We start from the raw sequence: 25,360 nt of genomic DNA on the forward strand, positions 1-25,360 counted from the left end.
GGGCGCCGATTGAGGTTGAGCATGCAGGCCGTAGAAGTGAAGAGCTTCCTTGAAGGAAAGCTGCCCGGAACGTTGGTAGAAGTTGAGGGCGAAGGCTGCAATTTCCAGCTGAACGTGATTAGCGATGAACTGGCGGCGTTGAGCCCGGTGAAGCGTCAGCAGCAGGTCTATGCCCATTTGAACCCATGGATCACCGATGGCAGCATCCATGCGGTCACTATGAAATTTTTCAGCCGCGCGGCCTGGGCCGAGCGCACCTGAGCCTAAGGGCGTCGAGATTCTTATGGATAAATTGATTATTACCGGTGGCGCTCGTCTTGATGGCGAGATCCGCATTTCCGGCGCAAAAAACTCCGCCCTGCCGATCCTGGCTGCGACCCTGCTGTGTGATGGCCCGGTGACCGTTGGCAACCTGCCGCACCTGCACGACATCACCACCATGATCGAGCTGTTCGGTCGCATGGGCATTGAGCCGGTGATCGACGAGAAACTCAGCGTCGAAATCGACCCGCGCACCATCAAGACCCTGATCGCCCCGTACGAACTGGTGAAAACCATGCGTGCGTCGATCCTGGTACTGGGCCCGATGGTTGCCCGTTTCGGTGAGGCCGAAGTCGCACTGCCTGGCGGTTGCGCCATCGGTTCGCGTCCGGTTGACCTGCACATCCGTGGTCTCGAAGCCATGGGCGCGGTGATCGACGTCGAAGGCGGCTACATCAAGGCCAAGGCGCCTGAAGGCGGCCTGCGCGGTGCGCACTTCTTCTTCGATACCGTCAGCGTGACCGGTACCGAGAACATCATGATGGCCGCTGCTCTGGCCAAGGGCCGCAGCGTGTTGCAGAACGCCGCTCGCGAACCTGAAGTGGTTGACCTGGCGAACTTCCTCAATGCCATGGGTGCCAAGGTTTCCGGTGCTGGCACCGACACCATCACCATTGATGGCGTCGAGCGTTTGGGTTCGGCTTTCTATAAAGTCATGCCTGACCGTATCGAGACCGGCACCTACCTGGTTGCTGCTGCCGTGACCGGTGGTCGCGTCAAGGTCAAGGACACCGATCCGACCATCCTCGAAGCCGTTCTGGAAAAACTCCGTGAAGCCGGCGCAGAAATCACCTGCGGTGAAGACTGGATCGAGCTGAACATGCACGGCAAGCGTCCGAAAGCAGTCAACGTGCGCACCGCGCCGTACCCTGCATTCCCGACTGACATGCAAGCGCAGTTCATCTCGCTCAACGCCATTGCCGAAGGCACCGGTGCGGTGATCGAGACGATCTTCGAAAACCGTTTCATGCACGTGTACGAACTGCACCGCATGGGCGCCAAGATCCAGGTCGAAGGCAATACTGCCATCGTCACCGGTACTGAAGTCCTCAAAGGCGCGCCAGTAATGGCCACCGACCTGCGGGCTTCGGCCAGTCTGGTGATCTCGGCGCTGGTTGCCGAAGGCGACACGCTGATCGACCGCATCTACCACATCGACCGTGGTTACGAGTGCATCGAAGAAAAACTGCAGATGCTCGGCGCCAAGATCCGTCGCGTTCCGGGCTGATAGCTGCATTGGGACACAGGGACGTGTCCACTGATTTTAAGAGTCGAGCCGGTTTCCGGCTCGATGTGTGTCCGGCGCCGATTGCGACCGGACATGAGTACCTTGATAAGGACTGACGTTTCCCATGTTGACCATCGCACTGTCCAAGGGCCGCATCCTTGACGACACCCTGCCGCTTCTCGCCGAAGCGGGCATTGTGCCGACCGAGAATCCGGACAAGAGCCGCAAGCTGATCATTCCCACGACGCAGGACGACGTTCGTCTGCTGATCGTGCGTGCCACCGATGTGCCGACTTACGTTGAGCATGGCGCGGCTGACCTCGGCGTTGCCGGTAAAGACGTGTTGATGGAATACACCGGCCAGGGCCTGTACGAGCCACTGGATCTGCAAATCGCCCAGTGCAAGCTGATGACCGCCGGCAAGATCGGTGCGCCTGAGCCCAAGGGCCGTCTGCGCGTGGCGACAAAGTTCGTCAACGTTGCCAAGCGTTATTACGCCGAGCAGGGCCGTCAGGTCGATATCATCAAGCTGTACGGCTCGATGGAGCTGGCACCGCTGATCGGTCTGGCCGACAAGATCATCGACGTGGTCGACACCGGTAATACCCTGCGCGCCAACGGCCTGGAACCTCAGGAACTGATCGCCACGATCAGCTCGCGCCTGGTCGTCAATAAAGCTTCGATGAAAATGCAACACGCCCGAATCCAGGCGTTGATCGATACCCTGCGCAACGCAGTGGAATCGCGACACCGCGGCTGATTTACCTGCGCGCCGTTAAGTCGCGCCCGTCTATCCGCCTCATAGCCAGAATCTCAGGTGCCCAAGCGGAAACGACTGCTAAGTTAGGGCGCCTGAGTTTTTGCCATTCCTATGAGGCTCTCGCTATGACCGCAACGACTGCAATTCGCCGACTCAACGCTGCTGACCCGGATTTCGCGCATCATCTGGATCATCTGCTGAGCTGGGAAAGTGTGTCTGACGACTCGGTCAATCAGCGGGTGCTGGACATCATCAAGGCTGTGCGCGAGCGCGGTGACGCGGCGCTGGTCGAGTTCACCCAGAAGTTTGATGGCCTCGAAGTCGCCTCGATGGCCGACCTGATCCTGCCGCGCGAGCGCCTGGAACTGGCCCTGACCCGCATCACCGTTGCGCAGCGCGAAGCATTGGAAAAAGCCGCCGCTCGCGTGCGCAGCTACCACGAAAAACAGAAACAGGATTCCTGGAGCTACACCGAAGCCGACGGCACTGTGCTTGGCCAGAAGGTCACGCCGCTGGATCGCGCCGGTCTGTATGTGCCGGGCGGCAAGGCTTCGTACCCGTCGTCGGTGTTGATGAATGCGATTCCGGCCAAGGTCGCCGGCGTGACCGAAGTGGTCATGGTCGTGCCAACGCCGCGCGGTGAAATCAACGAGCTGGTGCTGGCGGCCGCGTGCATCGCGGGCGTCGACCGGGTGTTCACCATCGGTGGCGCTCAGGCTGTTGCTGCTCTGGCCTATGGCACCGAAAGCGTGCCGAAAGTCGACAAAGTCGTTGGCCCGGGCAACATATATGTCGCCACCGCCAAGCGTCACGTGTTCGGTCAGGTCGGCATCGACATGATCGCCGGCCCTTCGGAAATCCTTGTGGTGTGCGACGGCCAGACCGATCCGGACTGGATCGCCATGGACCTGTTCTCGCAGGCCGAGCACGACGAAGATGCCCAGGCGATTCTGGTTAGCCCGGATGCCGAGTTCCTCGACAAGGTCGCCGCGAGCATCGACAAACTGCTGCCGACCATGGATCGCGCGACCATCATCGAAACCTCGATCAATGGCCGTGGTGCGCTGATTCACGTGAAGGACATGGCCCAAGCCATTGAAGTTGCCAACCGTATCGCCCCGGAACACTTGGAGTTGTCGGTCGCTGATCCGCAAGCCTGGCTGCCGCAGATCCGCCACGCCGGTGCGATCTTCATGGGCCGTCACACCTCCGAAGCGCTGGGCGACTACTGCGCAGGCCCGAACCACGTACTGCCGACGTCCGGCACTGCGCGCTTCTCTTCGCCGCTGGGCGTGTACGACTTCCAGAAGCGTTCGTCGATCATCTTCTGCTCCGAAGCCGGCGCTTCCGAGCTGGGCAAGACTGCATCGGTGCTGGCCCGTGGCGAATCGCTGAGCGCGCACGCGCGCAGCGCTGAATACCGCATCAAAGACGAAGACTTTCTACAAGGGCAGGGGAACTGAGCGATGAGTAAATTCTGGAGCCCGTTCGTCAAGGATCTGGTGCCGTACGTGCCGGGCGAACAGCCGAAGCTGACCAAACTGGTCAAGCTCAACACCAACGAAAACCCCTACGGCCCATCGCCAAAAGCCTTGGCGGCGATGCAGGTCGAGCTTAACGATAACCTGCGTCTGTACCCGGACCCGAACAGTGACCTGCTGAAAACTGCCGTCGCCCAGTATTACGGCGTGCAGAGCAATCAGGTGTTCCTCGGCAACGGTTCGGATGAAGTGCTCGCGCACATTTTCCATGGCTTGCTGCAACACGATCAGCCACTGCTGTTCCCGGACATCAGCTACAGCTTCTATCCGGTTTACTGCGGTCTGTACGGCATCGAGTTTGATGCGGTGCCGCTGGACGCGCAGTTCCAGATCAACCCGGCGGACTATGCCAAGCCGAATGGCGGGATCATTTTCCCTAACCCGAACGCGCCAACCGGTTGCCTGCTGGCGCTGGAAGCGGTCGAGCAAATCCTCAAGGCCAGCGCGGATTCGGTGGTGGTCGTAGACGAGGCCTATATCGACTTCGGCGGCGAAACCGCAATCAGTCTGGTGGACCGTTACCCCAACCTGTTGGTGACGCAAACCCTGTCCAAGTCGCGTTCGCTGGCTGGTTTGCGCGTGGGTTTCGCGGTCGGACATCCGGATCTGATCGAGGCGCTGGAGCGGATCAAGAACAGCTTCAACTCTTATCCGCTGGATCGTCTGGCGATTGTTGGCGCAGCGGCGGCGTTCGAAGATCGCGAGCATTTCGACAAGACCTGCCGTTTGGTCATCGAGAGCCGGGAGTGGGTGATCGCGCAGTTGCAGGCCAAGGGTTTTGAAGTGTTGCCATCGGCGGCGAACTTCATCTTCGCCCGGCATCCGCAGCATGACGCGGCGGGACTGGCGGCCAAACTGCGCGAGCAGGGTGTGATCGTGCGGCACTTCAAGCAGGAGCGGATTGCGCAGTTCCTGCGGATTTCGATTGGTACGCCGGAGCAGAATCAGGCGCTTATCGATGGACTTGGCGACCTCTAAAAGCAAGAGCCCCTCACCCTAACCCTCTCCCAGAGGGAGAGGGGACTGATTGGGGGATGCTGTTGAATTGCACCGACGTGATGCTGCTTTACCGAATCCATAATCGACTCGGTCTTTCAGGTCGATGTACTTCGCAAGACAACTCGGTCGGCCCCCTCTCCCAGAGGGAGAGGGGGCTGATTGGGGATATTGCAGAGTTTCGCCGACGTGAAAGTGCTGTACCGAATCCATAATCGACTCGGTCTTTCAGGTCGATGTACTTCGCAAGACAACTCGGTCGGCCCCCTCTCCCAGAGGGAGAGGGGGCTGATTGGGGATATTGCAGAGTTTCGCCGACGTGAAAGTGCTGCACCGAATCCATAATCGACTCGGTCTTTCAGGTTGATGTACTTCGAAAGACAACGCGGTCGGCCCCCTCTCCCTCAGGGAGAGGGCTGGGGTGAGGGTGTGCTTTTATTCGTGATGCGGCTCGCCAAGGAACGTCAGCGAACTGAACAACCTACGACTATCCACATCCACGCTGCCCTTCACCGGCACTTCTACCTGCGCCGCAATCACATTCAACCCTTCATTCCTCACCAATACCTGCGCCCGACCCTCCTTGTCAGTCTCGGTGCTCAACGTGTTCGGCGCACTGCGATAGTCGCCAATCAACTTCACCCCAGCCGCCGGTTTGCCATCGAGCAACACCCGAACTGGCAATGACTTGCCCGGCCCAACCGTCAGCGGATCAACCTCCGGCAGAATCAGCAACTTGATCTGATCCAGCTTCGGCAACGTCGCCCCCGGCTGATAAATCGCCAGGCTGTACTTGAACGTCTCGGTCGCCTCGACAGCGCCGGGCACTTTGCTGCGGCCTTCGTTGACCCACTTTTTGTCAGCCGTCTGCGACCACATGCCATTGTTGAGGGCTACCGCCATCACAGCGGGGGCCTTCAGCGGCTTCAAACGTGCATGATCCGCCAGACGCTCGACGCTGACCGGAATCATCTTGCCGTCCGCGTCATAAGCCCACGCGCCGCTGATCTTCTGCGCCTTGAACGCATTGTCCTCAGCGCCATGACCGTAGACCACTTCGATATTGCCGCGCCTTTGCTCAGTCCACAGGCCATGGGCCGAGACCTGACCGGCGAACAGCGCGGCGATGAGTACAAGGGATTTGCCGTATTGCATGGTGACGTCCTTTTACAGGTTGAGAGTCAGGCTGACGGTGAAATTGCGCGGTTCGCCGGGGTTGACCCAGTAGTTGCTGTAGGAGCGCTCGTAATACTTCTCGTCGAAGAGGTTGTTCAGGTTCAGGCCGACAGTGACGTTGTCGCTGGCCTTGTAATGCGCGAGCAGGTCGACGGTGTGATACGCCGGCAATTCGAAGTCGCTGCCGGATTCTCCCGAGCGATCGCCGACATAAGTGAACGCCGCGCCAACGTCCGAGCCACGCAAATGGCCATCCTGAAACTCATAAACCCCGAGCAGGCTACCGCTGCGTTTGGCCACGCCGAGGATGCGGCTACCGGTGGGAATTGCCGCGTCGCCCTGGGTCACCTCGGCATCGATGTAAGCGAAGGCGCCGATCAGCCGCACTGCGTCAGTCACTTGTCCGGTGATTTGCAGATCGAAACCACGACTGCGTGCCTTGCCCATCGCCCGGCTGGTGTCGCTGGCCGGATCGAGGGCGAGGACGTTTTCCTTGTCGATGTGGAAGAAGGCGAGGGTGCTGCTCAGGCGCTCGTCGAATAGCTCGTTCTTGATCCCGACTTCGTAGCCGACGCCTTCTTCCGGGTCGAAGGATTTGCCGGAGGCGTCGAGGCCATTGTTTGGTTTGAACGAGGTCGAGGCATTGGCGAAGAGACCGGTATCCGGCGTCAGTTGATAGAGCAGGCCGACGCGTTGGGTGAGGGCATCGTGACGTTGGTTGCTGGTGGCGTTGCGGCTGTGGTCGTCAATGTGCTGATCGAAGTGCTCGAAGCGCGCACCGATCATCCCGCGCAGTTTGTCGGTGAAGACGATTTGATCCTGCAGGTTCAGTGCATGACTTTCGACGTGTTCGAAAAAGTCGCTGCCCGAGCGGGCGCCGTTGGGTTTCGGCTGACCGTAGATCGGCTTGTAGATGTCGATGGCGTAAGGGCCGCCGGCAATCGTGGTGACGCGCTCGTTCTTGCGGAAGTTTTCGTATTCGCTGCCGATCAGCAGTTCGTGCTGCCACGGGCCGAGGTCGAACAGACCGCGCAGCTCAAGCTGGGTGATGCTGTCATGCCAGTTGGTGTCGCGCTCGCGATAGCGGCGGTTGACGGTGTGACCGTCGGCGTTCAATGGACGATTCTCGGAGGCGTAGCCCCAAAGTTTGCCTTCCTTGTAGTGACTTGCCAGACGCAGTTTCCAGCTGTCGTTGAGGTGATGTTCGAGCGTCGCCTGCAGCAGATTGTTGTGGTTGTCGATGTTGCCGTCGTTGGGTTCGCCGAGGAAGGTCGAGCGCGACACGCCGCTCCATTTGTTGTTCGGTGCGACGATGCCGCGATCGAAGGTGGAGCTGTGACGGACGATTTCGCTTTCCACCAACAGCGACGTGTCCGGGTTCAATTGCCAACTGACCGAGGGCGCGAGGAATACGCGCTGGCTGTCGACGTGATCGCGGAAGCTGTGGTTGTCCTCAACGGCGAGGTTGATCCGCGAGAGCACATTGCCCTGATCATCCAGCGGTGTGTTGAGGTCCAGCGCGGTGCGATAACGATCCCAGCTACCGGCGCTGGTTTGCAGAGTGGTGAAAGCTTCGGGCTGCGGTTTCTTGGTGACGATGTTTGCCGTGCCGCCGGGATCACCTCGGCCATACAGACTGGCGGCGGGGCCTTTGAGCACTTCAATGCGCTCGATGTTGGCCGCATCCGGTGTGCTCGGATAACCGCGATTGGCGCTGAAGCCATCCTTGTAGAACTCCGAAGTGGTGAAGCCGCGCACGCTGTATTCGTACAGCGTCAGGCCGCCGAAGTTGTTTTGCTTGGATACGCCACCGGCGAAATCCAGCGCGCGCTCGACACTGGTGCTGCCCAGATCCTTGAGCACGCTGGCGGGCACAACGCTGATCGCCTGCGGGATATCGCGGATCGCGGTGTCGGTTTTGGTTGCACTGGATGAACGTGTGGCGCGATAGCCCTTGACCGGGCCGGTCGGCGATTCGTAGTCGGAGATGACGCTGATGGCGTCGAGTTCGAGGGGTTTGGGCTCTTCGGCGAAGGCTGGATCGACCAGCAGACCAAGGCTCAGACCGAGCAGGGAAGCCTTTGTTCGAGACGACATGTTATGTTGTTCCAATTCTTAGAATTGAAACAATATAACATGCCTGTTGAGAATGTCTTTTATTCGCGCGGTTAGCGCGAAGAAAGTTTTATTCTTCTTTTTCTTTCACCGGCGCCGGTGGCGGACGCAGGCCGATTTCAGCGGTGAGCTTCAGCTCTTTGCCGTTGCGCATCACCTGAATCGTCACTTTGTCGGTCGGTTTGATCCGTGCAACCTGGTTCATCGAACGACGGCCATCGCCGGCCGGCTCGCCATCAATGCTCAGAATCACGTCGCCCAATTGCAGGCCTGCCTTCTGTGCCGGGCCATCGCGGAAGATCCCCGCAACGACAATTCCCGGACGCCCGGACAGACCAAACGACTCAGCCAGTTCCTGGGTCAGCGGCTGCACTTCAATGCCCAGCCAGCCACGAATCACCTGACCGTGTTCGATGATCGACTTCATCACTTCCATCGCCAGTTTCACCGGGATCGCAAAGCCAATGCCTTGCGAGCCGCCGGACTTGGAGAAGATCGCCGTGTTGATGCCGGTAAGGTTGCCGTTGGCATCGACCAGCGCGCCGCCGGAGTTGCCCGGGTTGATCGCCGCGTCGGTCTGGATGAAGTCTTCGTAGTTGTTCAGGCCCAACTGATTACGCCCGGTGGCGCTGATGATGCCCATGGTCACGGTCTGGCCAACGCCGAATGGGTTGCCGATGGCCAGCGCGACGTCGCCGATACGAATGTTGTCGGAGCGACCGACGGTGATCGCCGGCAGGGTTTTCAGATCGATCTTCAACACTGCAAGGTCGGTTTCCGGATCGCTGCCGATGACGCGGGCGAGGGTTTCGCGGCCATCCTTCAGCGCCACGACGATCTGGTCGGCGCCGCTGGTCACGTGGTTGTTGGTGAGGATGTAGCCTTCCGGGCTCATGATCACGCCGGAACCGAGGCTCGATTCCATGCGTTTCTGCTTCGGCGAGTTATCGCCGAAGAAACGGCGGAACTGCGGATCTTCGAACAGCGGATGCGCCGGTTTGTTGATGACTTTGGTGGTGTACAAGTTGACCACCGAAGGCGCGGCGATGGTCACCGCGTCCGCATAGGACACCGGCCCCTGCTGCACGCTGGTGGTTTGCGGCGCCTGTTGCAGGTTGACGTCGAGGCTCGGCAGCCCGACCCACTGCGGGTAACGCTGAATAATCAACAGAGCGATAAGCACGCCGGCCAACAACGGCCAGCCCATAAAACGCAGCGCCTTGAACATTAAGCACGTCCTGGAAGAGTTGCAGGCGGGGTCAGACCGCCCATAATGTCGCGCATTATACGAGGCCGCGCGTGCCTCTGAACGGGATATTTAGGAGTCTTTCATGGCCGTTGCCCTCAGCACCCTCGTCGAAGAAGCCGACCGTTACCTTGGCAGTGCGAAAATTGCCGATTATTGCCCCAACGGTTTGCAGGTCGAGGGCCGTCCGCAGGTGATGCGCATCGTCAGCGGCGTCACGGCCAGCCAAGCGTTGCTGGACGCTGCCGTCGAGGCCGGGGCCGATCTGGTGCTGGTGCATCACGGTTACTTCTGGAAGGGCGAGAACCCATGCGTCACTGGAATGAAGCAGCGTCGACTGAAGACCTTGCTCAAGCATGACATCAGTCTGCTTGCCTATCACTTGCCGCTGGATCTGCACCCGGACGTTGGCAACAACGTGCAACTTGCGCGTCAACTGGACATCACTGTGGAAGGCCCGCTGGACCCGGACAATCTGAAAATCGTTGGTCTGGTCGGGTCTTTGAAAGAACCGCTGACCGCCCGCGATTTCGCCCGCAAGGTGCAAGAAGTGATGGGCCGCGAACCGTTGCTGATTGAAGGCAATCCGATGATTCGTCGGGTCGGCTGGTGCACCGGCGGCGGTCAGGGCTATATCGATCAGGCCGTCGCGGCGGGCGTCGATCTTTATCTGAGCGGTGAAGCCTCCGAGCAGACCTTTCACAGCGCCCGCGAGAACGACATCAGCTTCATCGCTGCCGGTCACCACGCCACCGAACGCTACGGCGTGCAGGCACTGGGCGACTACCTGGCGAAACGCTTCGCCGTCGAACACATCTTCATCGATTGCCCCAACCCGATCTGAAAACCACCGCAAATCCCCTGTAGGAGTGAGCCTGCTCGCGATAGCGGAGTGTCAGTCACCGCTATGTCGAATGTGACAACGCTATCGCGAGCAGGCTCACTCCTACAGGGGGCATCGCCCAAACGAGTGGGCATATTCATATACCCTTTCGATCTAGTTGGCGTCCTGATTAGAAGAGGCCGCTGTGCTAGGATTTCCCGCTCGAACACGGCCCGCTGGCCGTTCATAAGAAAGTTTTCGTGAGTAGCCATGGTCGACAAACTGACGCATCTGAAACAGCTGGAGGCGGAAAGCATCCACATCATCCGCGAGGTGGCCGCCGAGTTCGATAACCCGGTGATGCTGTACTCCATCGGTAAAGACTCCGCCGTGATGCTGCACCTGGCACGCAAGGCGTTCTTCCCGGGCAAACTGCCGTTTCCGGTGATGCACGTCGACACCCGCTGGAAATTCCAGGAGATGTACAAGTTCCGCGACAAGATGGTCGAAGAACTGGGCCTGGACCTGATCACGCACATCAACCCGGACGGCGTGGCGCAGAACATCAACCCGTTCACCCACGGCAGCGCCAAGCACACCGACATCATGAAAACCGAGGGCCTGAAACAGGCACTCGACAAGCATGGTTTCGACGCAGCGTTCGGCGGCGCACGTCGCGATGAAGAGAAATCCCGTGCCAAAGAGCGCGTGTACTCGTTCCGCGACAGCAAGCACCGTTGGGACCCGAAAAACCAGCGTCCAGAGCTGTGGAACGTCTACAACGGCAAGGTCAACAAGGGCGAATCCATTCGTGTATTCCCTCTGTCGAACTGGACCGAGCTGGACATCTGGCAGTACATCTACCTCGAAGGCATCCCGATTGTGCCGTTGTACTTCGCCGCCGAACGCGAAGTGATCGAGAAGAACGGCACGCTGATCATGATCGACGACGAGCGCATCCTTGAGCACCTGTCCGACGAAGACAAAGCGCGCATCGTCAAAAAGAAAGTGCGTTTCCGCACCCTTGGCTGCTACCCGTTGACGGGTGCCGTGGAGTCCGAGGCCGAAAGCCTGACGGACATCATTCAAGAAATGCTCCTGACGCGAACTTCCGAGCGCCAGGGCCGAGTCATCGACCACGATGGCGCCGGCTCGATGGAAGATAAAAAACGTCAAGGCTATTTCTAAGGGGCTGTCATGTCGCATGTTTCTGATTTGATCAGCGAGGACATCCTCGCCTACCTGGGCCAGCACGAACGTAAAGAGCTGCTGCGCTTTTTGACTTGCGGTAACGTCGATGACGGCAAGAGCACCCTGATCGGGCGCCTGCTGCACGACTCGAAAATGATCTACGAAGATCACCTCGAAGCGATCACCCGCGACTCGAAGAAAGTCGGCACCACCGGTGACGACATCGACCTGGCGTTGCTGGTCGACGGCCTGCAGGCCGAGCGGGAGCAGGGCATCACCATTGACGTTGCTTACCGCTATTTCTCCACCGCCAAGCGCAAATTCATCATCGCCGACACTCCCGGCCATGAGCAGTACACCCGCAACATGGCCACCGGTGCGTCCACCTGTGACCTGGCGATCATTCTGGTCGACGCGCGTTACGGCGTGCAGACCCAGACCCGTCGCCACAGCTTTATCGCCTCCCTGCTGGGCATCAAGCACATCGTTGTCGCCATCAACAAGATGGACTTGAAGGGCTTCGATGAAGGCGTGTTCGAGTCGATCAAGGCCGACTACCTGAAGTTCGCCGAAGGCTTGAAGATGAAGCCAACCAGCATGCACTTTGTGCCGATGTCTGCCCTGAAGGGCGACAACGTGGTGAACAAATCCGAGCGCTCGCCTTGGTACAAAGGCCAGTCGCTGATGGAAATCCTCGAGACCGTGGAAGTCGCGGGCGATCGCAACTTCACCGATCTGCGTTTCCCGGTGCAGTACGTCAACCGTCCGAACCTGAACTTCCGTGGTTTCGCCGGCACCCTCGCCAGCGGCATCGTGCACAAGGGTGACGAAGTCGTGGTGCTGCCGTCGGGCAAAAGCAGCCGGGTGAAATCCATCGTCACTTTCGAAGGTGAACTGGAACACGCCGGTCCAGGTCAGGCCGTAACGCTGACCATGGAAGACGAAATCGACATCTCCCGTGGCGACTTGTTGGTGCATGCCGACAACGTGCCGCCGGTCACCGACAGCTTTGAAGCGATGCTGGTGTGGATGGCTGAAGAGCCGATGCTGCCGGGCAAGAAATACGACATCAAACGCGCCACCAGTTACGTGCCGGGCTCGATTGCCAGCATCGTTAACAAGGTCGACGTCAACACCCTTGAAGAAGGCCCGGCGAGCGCGTTGCAGCTCAACGAAATCGGCAAGGTAAAGATCGCGCTCGACGCGCCGATCGCCCTCGACGGTTACGAAAGCAACCGCACCACCGGCGCGTTCATCATCATCGACCGTTTGACCAACGGCACTGTTGGCGCCGGCATGATCGTCGCGCAGCCTGTGACCCATGGCACTGCCACGCACCACGGCAAACTGGCGCACGTTGCCACTGAAGAACGCGCTCAGCGTTTCGGTCAGCAACCGGCCACTGTGCTGTTCAGCGGCCTGTCGGGCGCCGGCAAAAGCACGCTGGCCTACGCGGTCGAGCGCAAGCTGTTCGACCTGGGCCGTGCGGTGTTTGTACTGGATGGCCAGAACCTGCGTCACGACCTCAACAAAGGTCTGCCACAGGATCGCGCCGGGCGTACCGAGAACTGGCGCCGTGCCGCACACGTGGCGCGTCAGTTCAACGAAGCCGGTCTGCTGACCCTGGCTGCGTTCGTTGCACCGAGTGCTGAGGGGCGCGAGCAAGCCAGGGAGCTGATCGGCAAGGATCGTCTGCTGACGGTCTACGTGCAGGCCTCGCCGGCTGTCTGCGCCGAGCGTGATCCGCAAGGTCTGTATGCCGCCGCTGGCGACAACATCCCGGGCGAATCCTTCCCGTACGACGTGCCGCTGAATGCCGATCTGGTGATCGACACGCAGACGCTGAGTCTGGAAGACAGCGTCAAGCAAGTGCTGGATCTGCTGCGCAAGCGTGGCGCGATCTAAGCGTTAGCTACCAAATAAAAAGCCCGCCGATGAGCAATCATCGGCGGGCTTTTTTATTGGGGCCAACTCGGTCAATTGTAGGAGTGAGCCTGCTCGCGATAGCGGTGTGTCATTCAACATTGTTGGTGGCTGATCCACCGCTATCGCGAGCAGGCTCACTCCTACAGGGGGTTAGTGTTTGGCTGGATATTCGCGGTGCATCTGTTCCAGCAACGCATCCTTGTCCAGCCACAGCTGGTTGATCCAGCCCTGAAACTGCAATCGATACTCGCCGTCCTGATCGTAATTCTTGCCAATGAACTGCTGGGGAATCTTCAGCTCTTCAAAGTGCACCACCACATCGCGCACATTGCCGCAGAGCAAATCCCAGAACCCCGGACGCCCGGCCGGATAGTGGATGGTCACGTTGACGATCGACTCCAGTTGTTCGCCCATTGCATCCAGCACAAACGCGATCCCGCCAGCCTTGGGTTTGAGCAGGTATTTGAACGGCGACTGCTGCTGCGCATGCTTGCCTTCGGTGAAGCGCGTGCCCTCGACGAAGTTGAAAATCCCCACCGGGTTATTGCGAAACTTCGCACACGTCTTGCGCGTGGTTTCAAGGTCTTTGCCTTTCTTCTCCGGGTGTTTGGCCAGGTACGCCTTGGAGTAGCGCTTCATGAACGGAAAGCCCAACGCCCACCACGCCAGACCGATCACCGGCACCCAGATCAGCTCCTGCTTGAGGAAGAATTTCAGCGGCTGAATCCGGCGGTTGAGCACGTATTGCAGCACCAGAATATCGACCCAGCTCTGGTGGTTGCTGGTGATCAGATACGAGTGCTGATAGTCGAGGCCTTGCAGACCGCTGATGTGCCAGCGCGTGCGCCGCACCAGATTCATCCAGCCCTTGTTATTGCTGATCCACGCTTCGTGGGTGTGGCTCATCAGCCACAGCGAGGCGCGTCGGGCGAGGTCGAACGGCAGCACTTTGATCAGCGCTACGCAGAACAGAAACGAGCACAGCAGAATGGTGTTGAGTGCCAACAGCAGCGAGGCGATCACGCCGCGCAATGGTGCAGGTAGAAAATCCAGCATTTACACATCCATAGGTCGGTTGGCGGCTTGAATCGCGGTGAGGGCGATGGTGTAGACGATGTCATCGACTTGCGCGCCGCGCGGCAAGTCGTTCACCGGTTTGCGCAGGCCTTGCAGCATCGGCCCGAGGCTGACGCAATCGGCACTGCGTTGCACCGCTTTGTGAGTGGTGTTGCCGGTGTTCAGATCGGGGAACACAAACACGGTGGCGCGACCGGCGACCTGGCTGTTCGGCGCCAGTTGCCGAGCAACTTCGGCGTTGGCCGCGGCGTCGTATTGCAGCGGGCCGTCGATCAGCAGTGAGTGCTGTTGTTCGTGGGCGAGCAGGGTGGCCTCGCGGACTTTCTCGACTTCTTCGCCGGTCGCCGATTCGCCGCTGGAGTAACTGATCATCGCCACGCGCGGGGTGATGCCGAACGCTGCCGCCGAGTCGGCGCTTTGCAGGGCAATCTCGGCAAGTTCGGTGGCGCTTGGGTGCGGGTTCATCACGCAGTCGCCGTAGACCAGCACTTCCTCCGGGAAGAGCATGAAGAACACCGATGACACTAGCGTGCAGCCCGGCGCGGTCTTGATCAATTGCAGAGCCGGGCGGATGGTATTGGCGGTGGTGTTGATCACGCCGGAGACCAATCCGTCGACTTCATCCAGTGCGAGCATCATGGTGCCGATCACCACGGTGTCTTCCAGTTGCTGCTCGGCCATTGGCGCATTGAGACTTTTAGTTTTGCGCAGGGCGACCATCGGCTCGACGTAGCGCTCGCGGATCAGGTCCGGATCGAGAATTTCCAGGCCCGGCGGCAACGTAATGCCTTGGGCGCGGGCGACGGCTTCGACATCTTCCGGTTTCGCTAGCAACACGCAACGGGCGATGCCGCGTTCCTGACAGATCGCCGCCGCTTGTACGGTGAACGGTTCGCTGCCTTCCGGCAGAACGATTCGTTTGTTCGCCGCTTGCGCACGCTGAATCAACTGATAGCGGAATACTGCCGGCGACAGGCGCATTTCCCGAGGCGTACCACAGCGCTGGTGCAGCCACTTGGCGTCGAGGTGACTAGCGACGAAGTCGGTGATGATTTCCGCACGTTCGCGGTCGTCGATCGGGATTTCCTTGTTCAGACCGTTGAGCAGGTTGGCGGTGTCGTAGGAACCGGTGCTCACCGACAGCACCGGCAAACCGGCCTGCAAGGCGCCACGGCACAAATCCATGATGCGCGGATCGGGCAGGGTGTCGCTGGTCAGCAGCAGGCCGGCCAGCGGCACGCCGTTGATCGCCGCGAGGCTGACGGCGAGGATGATGTCGTCGCGATCCCCCGGCGTCACCACGAGTACACCGGGCTTGAGCAGCTCGACGGTGTTGCGCATGGTCCGTGCGCAAATGATGATTTTGGTCATGCGCCGGGTTTCGTAGTCGCCGGCGTTGAGCACTTGCGCGCCCATCAGGTCGGCGACGTCGCGGGTACGTGGCGCGTTGAGTTCCGGCTGATAGGGAATGCAGCCGAGCAGGCGGAAATCACCGCTGCGCAGCAACGGCGAATGCTCTTTCAGACGCGTGGCGAAGGCGTCCATGCTCTCGTCGGTCTTGACCTTGTTGAGGATGACGCCGAGGACTTTCGGGTCTTTCGGCCCGCCGAACAATTGCGCCTGCAATTCGACCCGGCCGGAGAGCTCGGCGAGCACTTCGTTTTCCGGCGCCGAGACCAGAATCACTTCCGCATCGAGGCTCTTGGCCAGGTGCAGATTGACCCGCGCGGCGTAGCTGGCGCTGCGGGTCGGCACCATGCCTTCGACGACCAGCACGTCTTTGCCGACGGCCGCCTGTTGATAAAGGGTGATGATTTCTTCGAGCAGCTCATCGAGCTGACCATCGCCGAGCATCCGCTCGACGTGGGCCAGGCCGAGCGGTTGCGGCGGTTTCAGGCCGTGGGTGCGCGCCACCAGTTCGGTGGAACGCTCAGGGCCGGTGTCGCCCGGGTGCGGCTGGGCAATCGGTTTGAAGAAACCGACTTTCAGCCCGGCTCGCTCAAGCGTGCGCACCAGCCCGAGGCTGATGGAGGTCAGACCCACGCCAAAATCGGTGGGGGCGATAAAAAAAGTTTGCATGCGAATTCTCTAAGGGTGCATGGCAATGGCGGTCGCTTATGGCTGACGACCTACCGAAATTCAGTCGCCAAGGTTAGCGCTAACCGAGCCTTGTGCGCACCAACCGCAGGCAAAGGGTTGGCCTATTTTTTCAATACGTTGCGCCGGGTCGAGCACCCAGGCACGTGATTGCCACGGCGGCTGATGGCGCAGGTGCTGGGTGTGGCCACAGGAAAGCTCGGCCACCCAATGACCCTCTTCGTCCTGATGGAAGCCTGCGATCGTCGAAACCCGTTTGTCCGGGTTGTGTTCGCTTTCGCGCGTTTGCTTCGCTAAACTTGGCCTTTCTATATTCTTCTGCAAAAGGTCTCGCCCCATGCTGATCGCCGCCAATAAGGCTGTCTCCATCGACTATACCCTGACCAACGACGCTGGTGAGGTCATCGACAGCTCCGCCGGCGGCGCTCCGCTGGTCTACCTGCAAGGCGCAGGCAACATCATCCCGGGCCTGGAAAAAGCTCTGGAAGGCAAAGCTGTTGGTGACGAGCTGGAAGTTTCCGTTGAACCGGAAGACGCTTATGGCGAATACGCCGCTGAGCTGGTCAGCACCCTGAGCCGCAGCATGTTCGAAGGCGTTGACGAGCTGGAAGTCGGCATGCAGTTCCACGCTTCGGCGCCGGACGGCCAGATGCAAATCGTCACCATCCGTGACCTCGACGGCGACGACGTGACTGTCGACGGCAACCACCCACTGGCCGGTCAGCGCCTGAACTTCAAAGTGAAGATCGTTGACATCCGTGACGCCAGCCAGGAAGAAATCGCTCATGGTCACGTCCATGGCGAAGGTGGCCATCACCACTGATTTTCTGCGCTAAGCTTCGAGTACTGGAGAGGCGCCTGCGGGCGCCTTTTTAGTCCGCGGCTGTCCTTGGTGACCTCGCCAAGTGGCTGTTTCGAGTAGAACACGGGAATCTTGGAGTTCGTCATGAGTGCTTTTCACGACCTTAAGTTGACAGCCCTGGATGGTCAGGAGCTACCGCTGGCGCCGTTCAAGGGCCAAGTCGTGCTGGTGGTCAACGTCGCCTCCAAATGCGGCTTGACCCCACAGTACGCGGCGCTGGAAAACCTCTATCAGCAGTTCAAAGGCAAAGGCTTCAGTGTGCTGGGCCTGCCGTGCAACCAGTTTGCCGGCCAGGAACCCGGTTCCGAAAAGGACATTCAGGACTTCTGCAGCCTTAACTATGGCGTGACGTTTCCGTTGTCGAGCAAGCTTGAAGTCAACGGTCATGATCGTCACCAGCTCTACCGTCTGCTGGCGGGCGAGGGCGCGGAGTTTCCCGGTGACATCACCTGGAATTTCGAGAAGTTTCTGCTCGGCAAGGACGGCCGGGTGCTGGCCCGGTTTTCGCCGCGCACGGCGCCGGATGATCCGACCATTGTTCATGCGATTGAAAAAGCGCTGGGCTGAAAAGCAAAATCAAAAGATCGCAGCCTTCGGCAGCTCCTACACGGGATTGTCGGGGCTGCGATTTTTTTTGTTCCAATCGCATCCGATCATGGAGGAGCTGCCGAAGGCTGCGATCTTTTGCTTTGCGTCTTTTAATCCTTAATCACCGAAATCAATAATGCTGTTCAACGGCTTGGGCTCTCCATATTATCGCCGTCATAAAGTCATTCCCTGTGGAGCCTTCCAATGCCGGTTCAAGCCTTGTTCAAACCGTTCCATCTCGGTGCCCTCGAACTGCCGACCCGTGTGGTCATGGCGCCGATGACTCGCTCCTTCTCTCCGGGTGGCGTGCCTAATTCGAAAGTCATCGAGTACTACCGTCGTCGCGCAGCGGCCGGTGTCGGCCTGATCATCACCGAAGGCACCACCGTCGGCCACATCGCCTCCAACGGTTACCCCAACGTGCCGCAGTTCTTTGGTGACGCGCCATTGGCCGGTTGGAAGAAAGTTGTCGACGCTGTTCACGCTGAAGGCGGCAAAATTGTTCCGCAGCTGTGGCATGTCGGCAGCGTGCGCCGCATCGGCACCGAGCCGGACGCCAGCGTGCCGGCTTACGGTCCGTCGGAAAAACTCAAGGACGGTCAGGTCGTGGTGCACGGCATGACCCAACAGGACATCAAGGACGTGATCGCCGCGTTCGCTCAAGCGGCCAAAGATGCACAAGGCATCGGCATGGACGGCGTGGAAATCCACGGCGCCCACGGTTACCTGATCGACCAGTTCTTCTGGGAAGGCAGCAACCAGCGCACCGACGAATACGGCGGTAGCCTGGCCAACCGTTCGCGTTTCGCCATTGAACTGATTCAAGCCATACGTGCAGCGGTCGGCGAAGGTTTCCCGATCATCTTCCGTTTCTCGCAGTGGAAACAGCAGGATTACACCGCACGTCTGGTGCAAACCCCGGAAGTGCTGGGCGAATTCCTCAAGCCATTGTCCGACGCTGGCGTAGATATTTTCCATTGCTCGACGCGGCGTTTCTGGGAGCCGGAATTCGACGGTTCCGAGCTGAACCTGGCCGGCTGGACGCGCAAACTCACCGGCAAGCCGACCATCACCGTTGGCAGCGTTGGCCTTGATGGCGAGTTCCTGCAGTTCATGGTCAACACCGACAAGGTCGCGCAACCGGCCAGTCTGGAGAACCTGCTGGAGCGCCTGAACAAAGAGGAATTCGATCTGGTGGCGGTGGGGCGTGCGTTGCTGGTTGATCCGGACTGGGCGCTGAAGGTTCGTGAAGGGCGCGAGCAGGATATCTTGCCGTTCAGCCGTGAGGCGTTGATGACGCTGGTTTAATCAGCGGCTGTACTGACGCCATCGCGAGCAGGCTCACTCCTACAATTGGAATGCATTCCACCTGTAGGAGTGAGCCTGCTCGCGATGGCGGTCTCCAAGTCGCCTGGATTCAAGGCAGTGTCTGCGCATTCGGGACAACCTGCTCCCCCAAACAAGCCCCGCGCAAATGCTTTTCAAACTGCTCGATAACCGCCGGCCAACCCTGGCGACTCGCATGCTGCCGCGCATTCAAACGCACGCAACGCAACGTCTCATCCTCTTCCAGCAACCACGCCGCCGCCTCGCAAAAGGCCTGCTCATCACCAGGCATCGCCAGCACGCCGTTGTAGCCATGGCGAATGTGCTGCGCCGCCGCAGCCTGATCGTAAGCCACCACGCCCAACCCTGAAGCCAGCGCCTCCAGCACCACGTTGCCGAAGGTTTCCGTCAGGCTCGGAAACAGAAACAGATCCCCGGACGCGTAGTGCGCCGCCAACGCTTCACCGCGCTGCGCACCGCAGAAGATCGCTTCGGGCAAATCCTTTTCCAGCGCCAGTCGTTGTGGGCCGTCACCGACCACGATCAGTTTCAGATTGCGCTGTGGATAAGTGTCACGCAGATTTTCGAAGCAGCGTTTAAGCAGGCCAAGGTTCTTCTCCGGCGCGAGCCGTCCTACGTGAATCACCGCAATGTCCTGCTCGGACAGGCCCCATTGCTCACGCAAGGCATTCAGCCGTTTGCTCGGATGAAACAACTGGCTGTCGACACCGCGCGACAACAGCGCCAATCGCTCGAAATGGCGCCGCTCCAGTTCCAGGCGCTGGCTGACGCTCGGTACCAACGTCATGGCCGAACGATTGTGAAACCAGCGCAGATAATGCGTGAGCATCCGCGTCAGTAAGCCGAGGCCGTACTGACTGGTGTACTGCTGAAAATTAGTATGGAAACCGCTGACTACCGAAATCCCCAGACGGCGCGCCGCACGCAGGGCCGATAACCCGAGCGGTCCTTCCGTGGCGATATACAGCACATCGGGACGCTGACGTTTCCAGCGCCGCAGCAGTTTGTGCATCGACGACTGACCCCATTGCAGCCCCGGATACCCCGGCAATGGCCAGCCCCGACACAGCAACAGCGAGTCATCCTCACTGCGCTGCGGATCACCGGCCTGACGCGGTCGCACCAGTTCAACCTGATGCCCACGCGCGCGCAACCCATCGCACAAGCGGCCAAGGGTATTGGCCACGCCGTTGATTTCCGGTGGGAAGGTTTCGCTGATCAGGGTGATGTGTAGAGCTGTCGTCATGACCTCAGTGTCGGCTGAGGCCATGTCGTGCTTGTGACGTTCGGATGATGGATTTGTGACGTCGCGTTAGCGCTGAGTCACCAGATTCTCTGCGCCACGTTCACGCACCCAGAACAACGTCGCCCCGGCCACAGCCGCCGGCATCATCAGGATGTTGACCACCGGTATCAGCAACACCAAATAGACGATCCCGCCAAAGCTCATGCTCTGCCAGCGCTTCTGGCGCAGCCAGGCGAGCATTTCGTTCCAGCCCAGTTTGTGGTTGTCCGCCGGGTAGTCGATGTACTGGATCGCCATCATCCACACACCGAACAGCAGCCACAGCGGCGCGGCGATGATGTTAACCACGGGGATGAACGAGAGGATGAACAGGCCGATGGCGCGGGGCAGGAAGTAACCGAGTTTGCGCATTTCCCGGGCGAGGGTGCGCGGGACCATCGCGATCAATTCTCCCCAACTGAACGCCGGGAAGTCATCAGTGCCGCGCACCACCACTTCGACTTTTTCCGCAAGGAAACCGTTGAACGGTGCGGCGATCACGTTGGCCAGCATGGTGAAGGTGAAGAACACCATCAACGCCACCAGCACGACGAATAAGGGCCAGAGGATGTAGCTGAGGAAGCTCAGCCATTCGGGCAGCGACGGCATCAGCGTATCGACCCACAGGCTGAACTGGTGGCCGGCCAGATAGATCAATCCGACGAACAGCACCAGGTTGATTGCCAGCGGCAGCAACACGAACAGGCGCAAGCCAGGGCTGAGAACCAGTTTCAGGCCTTCGCGCAGGTATTGCGGGCCGGACAGAACGGGGGCGGGCATAAGGTGCTCCGAGCAAGGGAAAACGCGCCGACCTTACCGACTTTGCCACGGCGGCGAAAGCGCGGTAGAGCGATCGACATTCACTGTAACAAAGACGTCCATCTCGTCAGTGTGTCGGCATAGAGACCACCTATGAGCTGGATTGTTAAACCGTATTTCCTTAATCTTGCCCCCCTCGATACGCTGCACCCAACTTTTTACAGGACTGTCGAGCTCAAGCCTTCCCCAAGGTTTTCCACGGTCCTTTTTTATTCCCGCCGGCAGTCCGGCGATCCGTGCCCGTTTTTTGGCCCGGTCAACAGGAGCAGGTCATGTCTGAAGTCCGTCATTCGCGAGTGATTATTCTCGGTTCCGGCCCTGCCGGTTACAGCGCTGCGGTATACGCGGCCCGTGCCAACCTCAAGCCACTGCTGATCACCGGCATGCAGGCTGGCGGTCAACTGACCACCACCACCGAAGTCGACAACTGGCCGGGCGACGTCCACGGTCTGACTGGCCCTGTGCTGATGGAGCGTATGCGCGAGCACGCCGAGCGCTTTGAAACCGAGATCGTTTTCGATCACATCAACGCCGTCGACTTCGCTGCCAAGCCTTACACCCTGACCGGCGACAGCGCGACCTACACCTGCGATGCCCTGATCATCGCTACCGGCGCCAGCGCTCGTTACCTGGGTCTGCCTTCGGAAGAAGCGTTCATGGGCAAAGGCGTTTCGGCCTGCGCGACCTGCGACGGTTTCTTCTACCGCAACAAGCCTGTTGCAGTGGTCGGCGGCGGCAACACTGCCGTTGAAGAAGCACTGTACCTGGCCAACATCGCCAGCACCGTGACCCTGATCCACCGTCGCGAAACCTTCCGCGCCGAGAAGATCCTGATTGACAAGCTCAACGCTCGCGTCGCCGAGGGCAAGATCATCCTCAAGTTGAACGCCAACCTCGACGAAGTGCTGGGCGACAACATGGGCGTGACCGGTGCGCGTCTGAAGAACAACGATGGCAGCTTCGACGAAATCACCGTCGACGGCGTGTTCATCGCCATCGGCCACACCCCGAACACTTCGCTGTTCGAAGGCCAGCTGACCCTGAAAGACGGTTATCTGGTGGTGCATGGCGGCCGTGAAGGCAACGCGACTGCAACCAGCGTCGAAGGCATCTTCGCTGCGGGTGACGTGGCTGATCACGTTTACCGTCAGGCCATCACCTCGGCCGGCGCTGGCTGCATGGCGGCACTGGATACCGAGCGTTACCTGGACGGTCTGCAGAACGCTTCGTTCTAAGATCGCAGGCATAAAAAAACCGGCCAGAGATTGGCCGGTTTTTTTGTGCCCGTTATTCCTGCTCCAACGCAATTCATTGTAGGAGTGAGCCTGCTCGCGATAGCGGTGTACCGGTCAACATATGAGTCGACTGATACACCGCTATCGCGAGCAGGCTCACTCCTACAGGGGGGCGTTGCAGCTGGGATCAGCGGCGAGTCAGGGGCTGGGCGGTGAATTTGACGCCGGCCAGACCGTGCTGGATCAACGCACGGATGTTGCCGTGATCGCTGCCCTCTGGCGTCGCGACCACCGAACGATAATGTTCGCCGAACGCCAACAGCGCTTCCTCATCGCTCAGACCTTCCAGCAGTGCCAGACCCAAGGTCTTGCACGAACCTTCGTTCTGCCCGGCGGCGTTTTCCACGCCACCGTTGTTGAAGGCTTGCGGCTGGTAGTCGTAACCCGCAGCAATGAAAGCCAGGGTGTCGGCGAAAGCGTGCTCGCCGCTCTTGAGGCTGGCGCGCAGGGTGTTCAGATCACTCATGGGTTTTTCCTTTGGCGAACGCCGCTTGCTGGTCGGCGTTGGCTTCTTGCTGATATTGGGCTTTCCACTCGGCGTACGGCATGCCGTAAACCACTTCGCGGGCGTCATCGAGGCTAACTTCGATCTGACGCTCGTCCGCTTCGGCCTTGTACCATTTCGACAGGCAGTTGCGGCAGAACCCAGCGAGGTTCATCAGGTCGATGTTCTGCACGTCCTTGCGGCTGTCCAGGTGGGCGACCAGCCGGCGGAAGGCGGCGGCTTCGAGTTCGAGGCGTTGTTGATCAGTCATGGGGGTCTCTGCGAGACAGCTTTGAGCGGCAAGCTTCAAGCTGCAAGATTGGATCGGGTCGGCCGTTAGCTTACCGCTTGCAGCTCGAAGCTTGAAGCTCAGCGGCTAGCCGCGAGCGTGATCGAGACCGATTCGGCAAACCGCAGCGCATGGGGCTTGTCGACTTCGACTTCGGCATACAGCACCGAACCGTTGCTCATCACCAGATCGAGCAGTTCCTGCGTCAGGCGTTCGAGCAGCGCAAAACGGTTGCCCTCGACGTGGGCGATGATCGCTTTGGTGATCGTGCGGTAATTCAGTGCGTGATCAATGTCGTTGTCACGCACCGCTTCCTGCGCGGCGTACAGAATGGTCAGGTTGATCAGCACATCCTGTTTGTTGAGGATCTCGTCCTCGTTGATCCCGATAAAGGTGCGCAAGCGCAAATCCTTGACCCGGATACGCGCCATTCCCGGCTGAAGTTGTGGCATTTACTTGCTCCGTCCAATCAATTGCAGGAACTCCTGACGGGTGTTGCTCGACTCGCGAAACGCGCCGAGCATGACCGAGGTGTTCATGGTCGAATTCTGTTTTTCGACACCGCGCATCATCATGCACATGTGTCTGGCCTCGATGACCACGGCGACGCCGGCAGCATCGGTGACCTGTTGCACTGCATCGGCAATTTGCCGGGTGAGGTTTTCCTGAATCTGCAGGCGCCGGGCGAACATGTCCACCAGTCGCGCGATTTTCGACAGGCCCAGCACCTTGCCTGTCGGAATATAAGCCACATGGGCCTTGCCGATGAAGGGCAACAGGTGATGTTCGCACAACGAGTACAACTCGATGTCGGCGACGATGATCATTTCGTCACTGTCCGAGGCAAACAGCGCGCCGTTCACAATGTCATCGACGCTTTGTTCATAACCGTGACACAGGTATTGCATGGCCTTGGCCGCGCGCACTGGCGTATCGAGCAATCCTTCGCGGTCGGGATTTTCACCGAGACCGATGAGGATTTCGCGGTAATTATCGGGCAGTGAGCGGGTCATGGAAATCCTCGCGAGTCGGCTTATTTGACGTGCCGTCCGCCGTTGACGGTCAGGGTCGTACCGGTGACATAGGGGTTGTCGAGCAGATAGCGCAGGCTCTGATAGATCACTTCGCAGCCGGGTTCGATGCCCAGCGCGGATTTGGCCAGGGCCTTGGCGCGGTACGCCGCGTCGTCGTCGGGATTGAACAATAGCAGGGCGGGGGCGATGCCGTTGACCTTGATGGCCGGCGCATAGCGGGCGGCGAAGGACAGCGTCAGGCTGTCGAGCCCGGCCTTGGTCGCGCAATAGCCGATGTGTTTGCTACTGCCTTTGCGGGTGACATCGTCGCTGATATGGATGATGTCGGCGGGTGTCGAGCGCTTTAGCAATTCACCGCAGTGCAGGTTGATCAGGTACGGCGCGAGCATGTGCAGATTGAACATGCGGGTGAAGGCTTCGGCCTCGCTGTCCGGGGTTTCGGCCAGCCATTCGGAGGCGTTGTGCACGATGGCGCGCAGGCTGTCGGTTTGGGTTTTCAGTTCGTTGATGAAGGCGAGAATTCCGGCTTCGCTGGAAAAATCGGCGAACAGGCCGATGGCGCCCAGATCTCGTAACGTCTGTACGCCGGGGCGTTCGCTGCGGTAGGTGAAGATGACGCGATAGCCGTCCTCGAGTAACCGCTGCGCGCAATGCAGGCCGACACGCTGGCCGGCACCGGTGATGAGGATCGGGGCTGCGGAATTTGGCATGAACGGCTCGCATCGCGGTGGGAGCAAAAACTATAACAGCGACTTGGCTTGCCCACCTATCGTCGGCCCCCATTACTGTGGGAGCGAGCCTACTCGCGAAAGCGGTGTCTCAGTCGACATCAATGCTGAAGGTCAGTCCGTATTCGCGAT

At 59.6% G+C, this 25,360-nt stretch carries 25 protein-coding genes; 12 read left to right on the forward strand and 13 right to left on the reverse strand.

Features of this window, described 5'->3' with window-relative positions:
* Positions 1–21: 21 nt before the first annotated feature.
* From VY732_RS04420 to hisC, 5 genes are all read left to right on the forward strand, one after another.
* Positions 22–261 (forward strand): BolA family protein, encoded by a 240-nt coding sequence (locus tag VY732_RS04420; RefSeq protein ID WP_016771670.1) that lies wholly within the window; start codon positions 22–24, stop codon positions 259–261.
* A gap of 22 nt (positions 262–283) precedes the next feature.
* On the forward strand, positions 284–1,549 hold the full coding sequence (gene murA, locus VY732_RS04425) for a UDP-N-acetylglucosamine 1-carboxyvinyltransferase (protein WP_007912385.1): 1,266 nt from the start codon (positions 284–286) through the stop codon (positions 1,547–1,549).
* A gap of 124 nt (positions 1,550–1,673) precedes the next feature.
* Entirely contained in the window at positions 1,674–2,309 is a 636-nt protein-coding gene (gene hisG / locus VY732_RS04430) for an ATP phosphoribosyltransferase (RefSeq protein WP_007912384.1), read from the forward strand.
* A gap of 125 nt (positions 2,310–2,434) precedes the next feature.
* Positions 2,435–3,772, forward strand: a complete 1,338-nt coding sequence (hisD, locus tag VY732_RS04435; protein ID WP_322845918.1) for a histidinol dehydrogenase — start codon at positions 2,435–2,437, stop codon at positions 3,770–3,772.
* Between the two features lie 3 nt (positions 3,773–3,775).
* Positions 3,776–4,828, forward strand: coding sequence for a histidinol-phosphate transaminase (gene hisC, locus VY732_RS04440; RefSeq protein WP_331694716.1), 1,053 nt, complete (start codon positions 3,776–3,778; stop codon positions 4,826–4,828).
* A gap of 453 nt (positions 4,829–5,281) precedes the next feature.
* Here hisC and VY732_RS04445 read toward each other — a convergent pair whose 3' ends face one another.
* The 3 genes from VY732_RS04445 to algW form a co-directional block, all read right to left on the reverse strand.
* Positions 5,282–6,001 carry a DUF4198 domain-containing protein gene (locus tag VY732_RS04445; protein ID WP_331694718.1) on the reverse strand — a complete coding sequence of 240 codons (720 nt, stop codon included), beginning with the start codon at positions 5,999–6,001 and terminating at the stop codon, positions 5,282–5,284.
* 12 nt (positions 6,002–6,013) lie between these two features.
* Entirely contained in the window at positions 6,014–8,119 is a 2,106-nt protein-coding gene (locus VY732_RS04450) for a TonB-dependent siderophore receptor (protein WP_331694720.1), read from the reverse strand.
* A gap of 88 nt (positions 8,120–8,207) precedes the next feature.
* Positions 8,208–9,365: a Do family serine endopeptidase AlgW gene (gene algW / locus VY732_RS04455; RefSeq protein ID WP_064387994.1), complete on the reverse strand. Its 1,158-nt coding sequence runs from the start codon at positions 9,363–9,365 to the stop codon at positions 8,208–8,210.
* Between the two features lie 103 nt (positions 9,366–9,468).
* On the opposite strand from algW, the gene VY732_RS04460 reads away from it, so the two are divergent.
* The 3 genes from VY732_RS04460 (at position 9,469) to cysN (ending at position 13,302) form a co-directional block, all read left to right on the forward strand.
* Entirely contained in the window at positions 9,469–10,227 is a 759-nt protein-coding gene (locus VY732_RS04460; RefSeq protein WP_077571140.1) for a Nif3-like dinuclear metal center hexameric protein, read from the forward strand.
* A gap of 249 nt (positions 10,228–10,476) precedes the next feature.
* On the forward strand, positions 10,477–11,394 hold the full coding sequence (cysD, locus tag VY732_RS04465; RefSeq protein WP_007912374.1) for a sulfate adenylyltransferase subunit CysD: 918 nt from the start codon (positions 10,477–10,479) through the stop codon (positions 11,392–11,394).
* A 9-nt stretch (positions 11,395–11,403) separates the two neighbouring features.
* Complete coding sequence (gene cysN, locus VY732_RS04470; RefSeq protein ID WP_123594960.1) at positions 11,404–13,302, forward strand: sulfate adenylyltransferase subunit CysN; 1,899 nt, start codon at positions 11,404–11,406, stop codon at positions 13,300–13,302.
* A gap of 171 nt (positions 13,303–13,473) precedes the next feature.
* Here cysN and VY732_RS04475 read toward each other — a convergent pair whose 3' ends face one another.
* From VY732_RS04475 to VY732_RS04485, 3 genes are read right to left on the reverse strand one after another with little or no spacing between them, the layout of a single operon-like run.
* On the reverse strand, positions 13,474–14,379 hold the full coding sequence (locus VY732_RS04475; RefSeq protein WP_077571142.1) for an acyltransferase: 906 nt from the start codon (positions 14,377–14,379) through the stop codon (positions 13,474–13,476).
* Positions 14,380–16,479: a phosphate acetyltransferase gene (pta, locus tag VY732_RS04480; RefSeq protein WP_137219265.1), complete on the reverse strand. Its 2,100-nt coding sequence runs from the start codon at positions 16,477–16,479 to the stop codon at positions 14,380–14,382. It abuts the gene before it with no gap.
* A 60-nt stretch (positions 16,480–16,539) separates the two neighbouring features.
* Positions 16,540–16,866: a DUF3565 domain-containing protein gene (locus VY732_RS04485; RefSeq protein WP_077571443.1), complete on the reverse strand. Its 327-nt coding sequence runs from the start codon at positions 16,864–16,866 to the stop codon at positions 16,540–16,542.
* Between VY732_RS04485 and VY732_RS04490 the strand changes: the two genes are divergently transcribed.
* From VY732_RS04490 to VY732_RS04500, 3 genes are all read left to right on the forward strand, one after another.
* On the forward strand, positions 16,835–17,320 hold the full coding sequence (locus VY732_RS04490) for an FKBP-type peptidyl-prolyl cis-trans isomerase (protein ID WP_007912368.1): 486 nt from the start codon (positions 16,835–16,837) through the stop codon (positions 17,318–17,320). The two genes, VY732_RS04485 and VY732_RS04490, sit on opposite strands and share 32 nt — an antisense overlap.
* A gap of 123 nt (positions 17,321–17,443) precedes the next feature.
* Positions 17,444–17,926: a glutathione peroxidase gene (locus tag VY732_RS04495; protein WP_077571144.1), complete on the forward strand. Its 483-nt coding sequence runs from the start codon at positions 17,444–17,446 to the stop codon at positions 17,924–17,926.
* Between the two features lie 225 nt (positions 17,927–18,151).
* The gene (locus VY732_RS04500) at positions 18,152–19,255 is read left to right on the forward strand and encodes an NADH:flavin oxidoreductase (protein ID WP_331694725.1); all 1,104 of its coding nucleotides are present in this window, start codon (positions 18,152–18,154) and stop codon (positions 19,253–19,255) included.
* A 109-nt stretch (positions 19,256–19,364) separates the two neighbouring features.
* On the opposite strand, the gene VY732_RS04505 is transcribed toward VY732_RS04500, so the two are convergent.
* Together VY732_RS04505 and cysZ are read right to left on the reverse strand one after the other, a co-directional pair.
* Entirely contained in the window at positions 19,365–20,564 is a 1,200-nt protein-coding gene (locus VY732_RS04505) for a glycosyltransferase family 4 protein (protein ID WP_331694727.1), read from the reverse strand.
* Between the two features lie 42 nt (positions 20,565–20,606).
* Complete coding sequence (gene cysZ / locus VY732_RS04510; RefSeq protein WP_007912358.1) at positions 20,607–21,359, reverse strand: sulfate transporter CysZ; 753 nt, start codon at positions 21,357–21,359, stop codon at positions 20,607–20,609.
* 311 nt (positions 21,360–21,670) lie between these two features.
* On the opposite strand from cysZ, the gene trxB reads away from it, so the two are divergent.
* Positions 21,671–22,633, forward strand: a complete 963-nt coding sequence (gene trxB, locus VY732_RS04515) for a thioredoxin-disulfide reductase (RefSeq protein ID WP_116029496.1) — start codon at positions 21,671–21,673, stop codon at positions 22,631–22,633.
* 187 nt (positions 22,634–22,820) lie between these two features.
* Here trxB and VY732_RS04520 read toward each other — a convergent pair whose 3' ends face one another.
* From VY732_RS04520 to folM, 5 genes are all read right to left on the reverse strand, one after another.
* The gene (locus VY732_RS04520; protein ID WP_047299789.1) at positions 22,821–23,159 is read right to left on the reverse strand and encodes a HopJ type III effector protein; all 339 of its coding nucleotides are present in this window, start codon (positions 23,157–23,159) and stop codon (positions 22,821–22,823) included.
* Entirely contained in the window at positions 23,152–23,448 is a 297-nt protein-coding gene (locus tag VY732_RS04525; protein WP_016987026.1) for a DUF1244 domain-containing protein, read from the reverse strand. The genes VY732_RS04520 and VY732_RS04525 overlap by 8 nt, the downstream gene beginning before the upstream one ends.
* 98 nt (positions 23,449–23,546) lie before the next feature.
* The gene (gene folX / locus VY732_RS04530; RefSeq protein ID WP_007914273.1) at positions 23,547–23,918 is read right to left on the reverse strand and encodes a dihydroneopterin triphosphate 2'-epimerase; all 372 of its coding nucleotides are present in this window, start codon (positions 23,916–23,918) and stop codon (positions 23,547–23,549) included.
* The gene (gene folE, locus VY732_RS04535; protein ID WP_331694732.1) at positions 23,919–24,479 is read right to left on the reverse strand and encodes a GTP cyclohydrolase I FolE; all 561 of its coding nucleotides are present in this window, start codon (positions 24,477–24,479) and stop codon (positions 23,919–23,921) included.
* A gap of 20 nt (positions 24,480–24,499) precedes the next feature.
* Entirely contained in the window at positions 24,500–25,210 is a 711-nt protein-coding gene (folM, locus tag VY732_RS04540) for a dihydromonapterin reductase (protein ID WP_331694734.1), read from the reverse strand.
* Positions 25,211–25,360 lie beyond the last annotated feature (150 nt).

Source organism: Pseudomonas sp. ZY71 (genome assembly GCF_036542145.1).
In the GTDB taxonomy this organism is placed as follows: domain Bacteria; phylum Pseudomonadota; class Gammaproteobacteria; order Pseudomonadales; family Pseudomonadaceae; genus Aquipseudomonas; species Aquipseudomonas koreensis_A.